The sequence below is a fragment of the Brotocaccenecus cirricatena genome (assembly GCF_020687045.1).
Lineage (GTDB): Bacteria > Bacillota > Clostridia > Oscillospirales > Oscillospiraceae > Vescimonas > Vescimonas cirricatena.
On the sequence record NZ_JAJEPW010000110.1, the window covers coordinates 1 to 5,354 of the forward strand.

Here is a 5,354-nt window from a genome sequence, read left to right on the forward strand (position 1 = left end):
CACTGTTCATAGAGAAGTTGCAAAAAACATTTGCAATGCACTTGCAAATGTCACGAATATTGAATATAATATTAGTGCAAGCTAAAAATGACGAGGAAAGGAGTGCTATTATGGCTAAAGGAAATATGACGATAAGAATGGAGCCGGAGCTGAAAGCACAGGCGGCAGCTCTCTTTAAGTCCCTCGGAATGGATTTGAGTACGGCAACGGGTATTTTTTATCGACAGGCACTTAGGTGTCATGGACTTCCCTTTGAAGTCAAGGTTGACGAGCCGAATGCTGTTACCTATGCGGCGATGGAGGCGGCAGAAAAGGGAGAGGATATGTATGGTCCGTTTGATAGCGTTGCAGATCTGATGGAGGCGCTGAATGCTTAAGCCGGAGTTTTCGGGGCAGTTCAAACGAGATTACAAGCTTGCGATCAAGAGAGGCTGCGATCCGAAGAAGTTGGAGGAAGTGATCACGCTGTTGTGTAACGAGCAGCCGTTGCCGGAGGCGTATCGAGATCATGCTCTCACTAATTCCAGAAATTATAAGGACATGAGAGAATGTCACATCGAGCCGGACTGGCTGTTGGTCTATAAAGTTGTTCGGCAGACTTTGATTTTGAAATTGATAAGGACGGGATCTCATAGCGATTTGTTTTGAGATTAACTCTGGATGAAAGAGTGGTGATGATATTTGGCGGGTGTAATAACGGAAATTGCAATAGAATGTGGCGTGTCGGAACAGGCAGTTCGTGCATGGTGTAGGCGAAACCATGTTGCGAAAGATGCGAAAGGAAGTTTCGCAATCAGCGAAAGTCAAAAAACCGCCATATATCAGCATTATTTAGGTGTTGAACGAAAGCAAGTTTCGCAACCGGCGAAAGCAAGTTGCGAAACTTGCGAAACCACTTTGATCGCTATGCTGCAGGGAGAATTAGACCGGAAAAGCGAGCAACTTGCTGTAAAGGACAAGCAGATCGAGGAACTGAACGCAAGGTTGGCGGAGGTCAGCTCGGCGTTGGTGACGGCACAGCAGACTGCGGCAGCGGCCCAGGCTCTCCATGCTGGGACGATGCATCAGCAGCTTCTTTCCGGCAAGGCCGGAGCCGATCAGCCGGAGCGTGAGACAGAACCGGTTCAAAAGCGTAGCTGGTTTAGTAGGTTCTTTGGGGACTAAACAGAACGACAAATCGGAAGTTGACAAGGAGCTTTGATAGCATGAAAAAAATATTTCTTAAAATTGTGATAGGGGTTGTTCTTGTTTGTATTTTATTTGTTTGTTTTCTTTATACGAACAATGAGATCGGCGTGACTTCATCTAAGCTGGAGACAGATATTCGTTCGTCGCAGAAGATTAAGGATGATTGGACGGTCGATGGAAGCGTTTCCAGCACGATGGCTGCATATATTTCTTACCCTCAGGATTTGAGTGACCATTCTTTTTCCGTCTATGTCAACCGCCCTGGTCTTTCCTTTGGATACTTTTTCCGTGGGGGTGGAAAACTTTCGGGGGTTCAAAGAGGAATTGCCGAGTACACTGTAGAAGGATATAATGAGCGAGCATTTATTTCTATGAATCAGCAACAGGTAACACAGCTTGAAATAGATGACGGCAACACAATTCAAGTGCTTGACATTGACAGCAATAAACCTTTTGCGATTGTTTTGCCTATAAGTGCGGGAACCATTACATTCTATGATGTGAATGGCAATACTGTGGAATACTGGAACAATTCTCTTTGACAACTTCCAGTTTATCGGTGGGATGAAGTTCGGGGAGCCGTCCGCAGACGGCAGGGGCAGCGCCCCTCCGGAGCTGGCAGAGCAGCAGGCACGAGCCGGCAGTGAAGCAGCTCCGGCAACCCCTCCCCTTTAGGGGCGCAAAGCACTTTCACACCGCTGCACCGATGGGGTGGCGGTGTGAAAGTGCTTTTGCGTTACTTTCTCACCAGAAAGTAACAAAGAGGTTGTTTTTAGCGGAAATTTATGATAAAATAGAGGACGGAAGAATAAGCGGAAAGGGGGCGATTTTATGGGAGTTACGATTTCGGGTATGACAGGTGCAGGGAGCATCCGGCACAACAACCGCAGCTTCTCAGCGGCGAATGTAGACCGGAGCCGGACGGAGCAGAACATTGTTTTCTGCAACGAGGATCTGAAGCAGGTCTATCATATGGTCTTTGATGAAGCTCTCGCAGCCTACAACGCAAAGAAAACCAAAACGAGAGATAAGATACCGGACTACTATGAGCATATCCGGCAGAGTAAACAGGAAAAGCTGTTCCATGAAGCGATCTTCCAGATCGGCAACATGAGCGACTGTGGATGCGGTACGCCGGACGGAGAACGGGCGGCGGCAGCTCTGAAAGATTTTGCGGAGTCTTTTGCAGAACGCAACCCCCATCTGCGGGTGTTCAATATGGTGCTGCACATGGACGAGGCAACGCCCCATCTCCATGTCGATTTTATCCCTGTGGCAACGGAGCAGTCAAGAGGACTTTCTACAAGGGTATCTATGAAACAGGCATTGAAGCAGCAGGGGTTTGTCGGTGTCGGCAGAAAGCAGACCGAATGGGCGGCGTGGATGGAACGGGAGAAAGAAGCTCTGACGGAGATCGCCCAGCGGCACGATTTTGAAATTATCTCTCTCGGCACGAACAGACCGCACATGGACTTGCCACAGTTCAAGGAAGCGGCTGCGAGGCTGGAAGCGGTGCAGCAGCAGACAGCGGCAGTAGAGCGGGAGGTTGCTGAGCTGGAACGGCAGCGGGACGCTCTGAAAGGCACTGTGCGGCTCTTAAAGGAGGCTGACAGGGTAAATGCACCCCTGCATGATATTCAGCCGGAAAAGACGCTCACAGGGGCAGTAAAGGGCGTGACGGTGGATCAGGTCGAGCAGCTAAAGAAAATGGCACTGCGCAGCGTGACGGATCGGCACAAGGTACAGGAGCTGACGGAGGAAAACACCCGTCTGCGGTCACAGGTGCCGTCCATGAAGAAGCGGCTGGAAGAAGCGCAGCGGCAGCAGAGGCTTGAACAGGAAAACCGGAGGCTGCGCGATGAAAACTATTATCTGCAATCCGAGCTGCAGGAGGAACGCAGCTTCACCGAGCGTCTGACGGACGGCATCGGTCGGATGCTGGACTTCTTGGAAGAACACTTGCCGGAGCGTCTGCGTCCTCTGCTTGAAAAGGCGAGGGAGCTGCTGCCCGATCCGGAGATCGGACAGCAGCAGGAGCAACAGCAGCACCAGCGAGGAATGGGCGGCATGGAGCTGTAAAAGAAGCCTGTCCGGAGGGCTTGAAAATCTCTTTCGGACAGGCTATAATAACAACTGAAAATAGGGAATTGCTGTATTGATAATCTAAGCCCCCTGTAAGGGTACTCCCAACCTATATTTTCTCTCTCTGAAAGGGAGAAAGTCGGAGGGGAAAAAGGGGGTGCGCGGAGGGGTGTTGGAAGTGTGGTAAACCTTGTTAGAGGTTTTCCAAGCCACTGTGGTAAACCCATCGGGTTTTCCATAGTGGCGGCACTTTCAATGACCCGCAGCGAGGGGGAAAAGGGGGAGGTGACTTTCTCTTTAAGGCGGCGTAGCCGCCGCTCTTTTGCTCCCCCTTTTCCCCCTTCCCGCCCGCAGGCGATCCCCGCCGCAGCGGATTTTCTTTTTGGTACTTTTTCTTTTGTGAGGTGGTAATATGACCGAGAATTATCGAGGCTGCTACGAGTATTTGAGCGCACAATATCCGGAGGTCGGAGGCTATGAGTTTTATAAAGAGCTGTTTCCGGACAATGAGAACTCCGGAGAACGGCACACGGATTTTTCCCATCCGAACGCTGTGTATCTGTATCGGGACGAACAGAGCGAGGATAAGAAGCTCCGGCGCAGGAAGATGTATAACGACACATGGAAACAGGATTACATGGAGTTTGTCGAGGGGAACAGCCTTACTTTGTGCAGCGGTCTTGCATATCGCAGAAAGGAGAACAGGCTGGAGAACGCCCAGCGGATGTATGCTCTGATCTTCGATCTGGATGGCGTAGGTCTTGCCGAGCTGCGCAACCTCTTTCTGCGCTTTGGCGGCGATCCGGAGCGAGTGCGCCGGTTGCCGATGCCGACTTTCCTTGTTCTGTCGGGGACAGGGCTGCATATCTACTATGTTTTCCAGCAGCCGATTGACCTATACCCGAATATAAAAATTCAGCTTAAAAGTCTGAAATATGACCTCACTTTCCGGCTATGGGAGTATGGCAGCACTTCGCAGGTCAAGGCGATCCAGTATCAATCCATCAATCAGAGCTTCCGCATGGTGGGCAGCGTCAATGACAAGCATGGGACGGAGCTGGTCGCTTTCCGTACCGGAGAACGGGTAACGCTGGATTATCTGAACGCCTACGCAAAGCCAGAAAACAGGGTGGATGTCAATAAGCCTTTCAGCCCATCCAAAATGACACGAGCTGAGGCGAGGGAGGCATATCCGGAGTGGTATGAGCGTGTTGTTATGAGAGGCGAGAAAGGACGCAAGAAGTGGGATATTGCCGGAAAGGTGCATGGTGATGATCCGTATGCGCTCTACCATTGGTGGCTGCGGCAGATCGGAGAGATAAAGGGCGGGCATCGGTATTTCTTTTTGATGTGCCTTGCTATCTATGCTTACAAATGCGGTGTGTCGAAGCAGCAGCTCCGGCAGGATATGAAAGAGGCTTTTGATGATCTGCAGATGGTGAAGCATGAGAACGCATTGACCGAGGAAGATATACGGAGTGCGCTGGAAGCCTACGACAAGGAGTATTACAATTTCACGATTTCCGATATTGAAGCTCTGACCGATGTTCGCATCGAGCGCAACAAGAGGAATGGTAGATCACAGAAAGAGCATTTGAAAAGAGCAAGGGCGGTGCAGGAAGTGGATTATCCTGGCGGCACATGGAGAAGAAAAGGGGCAGAAGAAAAGAAAGCGCAAGTCTATGCGTGGCGGCAGGAGCATCCAGAGGGACGCAAGGCCGATTGTCATAGGGACACCGGACTTGATCCGAAAACGATCCGCAAATGGTGGGACACCGTACCGGAGGGGCATATAACGGTCAAAATACGCCCATCACAGGCTTTGAGCGATCTGTTGGTGGAGGAATTTAAGAAAGGGCTGTAAACGCCACAGAAACGCCCTACAAGGCGTTTTCGGGGCGGGTAAGGGTTTTATATTACCCCACCGAAAACGAGGCTTGAAAACCGCGCGAAATAAGGCTTTTTCACCCCCTAAATGTACACGCTGCGGTGTTACCATATAGAAAGCACTGTTCATAGAGAAGTTGCAAAAAACATTTGCAATGCACTTGCAAATGTCACGAATATTGAATATAATATTAGTG

At 50.3% G+C, this 5,354-nt stretch carries 6 protein-coding genes; all 6 read left to right on the forward strand.

Annotated elements, in window-relative coordinates; translation table 11 throughout:
- Positions 1-377, forward strand: a 377-nt coding sequence (locus LKD37_RS16830; RefSeq protein WP_302930236.1) for a type II toxin-antitoxin system RelB/DinJ family antitoxin, incomplete at its 5' end; no start/stop codon positions are given.
- Entirely contained in the window at positions 370-648 is a 279-nt protein-coding gene (locus LKD37_RS16835) for a type II toxin-antitoxin system YafQ family toxin (protein ID WP_021632616.1), read from the forward strand. The genes LKD37_RS16830 and LKD37_RS16835, both read left to right, overlap by 8 nt.
- Before the next feature lie 249 nt (positions 649-897).
- Positions 898-1,164: a hypothetical protein gene (locus LKD37_RS16840; protein WP_302930237.1), complete on the forward strand. Its 267-nt coding sequence runs from the start codon at positions 898-900 to the stop codon at positions 1,162-1,164.
- 41 nt (positions 1,165-1,205) lie between these two features.
- Positions 1,206-1,730, forward strand: a complete 525-nt coding sequence (locus tag LKD37_RS16845) for a hypothetical protein (RefSeq protein WP_302930238.1) — start codon at positions 1,206-1,208, stop codon at positions 1,728-1,730.
- Positions 1,731-2,019: 289 nt separating this feature from the next.
- Positions 2,020-3,267, forward strand: a complete 1,248-nt coding sequence (locus tag LKD37_RS16850; protein ID WP_015517767.1) for a plasmid recombination protein — start codon at positions 2,020-2,022, stop codon at positions 3,265-3,267.
- A 610-nt stretch (positions 3,268-3,877) separates the two neighbouring features.
- Positions 3,878-5,134, forward strand: coding sequence for a hypothetical protein (locus LKD37_RS16855; protein WP_302930239.1), 1,257 nt, complete (start codon positions 3,878-3,880; stop codon positions 5,132-5,134).
- Positions 5,135-5,354: the final 220 nt, after the last annotated feature.

Bases quoted from the DNA above. Each gene is read 5' to 3' on its own strand.
- LKD37_RS16835 (WP_021632616.1), top strand. From the start codon at position 370: ATGCTTAAGCCGGAGTTTTCGGGGCAGTTCAAACGAGATTACAAGCTT.
- LKD37_RS16845 (WP_302930238.1), top strand. From the start codon at position 1,206: ATGAAAAAAATATTTCTTAAAATTGTGATAGGGGTTGTTCTTGTTTGT.
- LKD37_RS16850 (WP_015517767.1), top strand. From the start codon at position 2,020: ATGGGAGTTACGATTTCGGGTATGACAGGTGCAGGGAGCATCCGGCAC.
- LKD37_RS16855 (WP_302930239.1), top strand. From the start codon at position 3,878: ATGTATAACGACACATGGAAACAGGATTACATGGAGTTTGTCGAGGGG.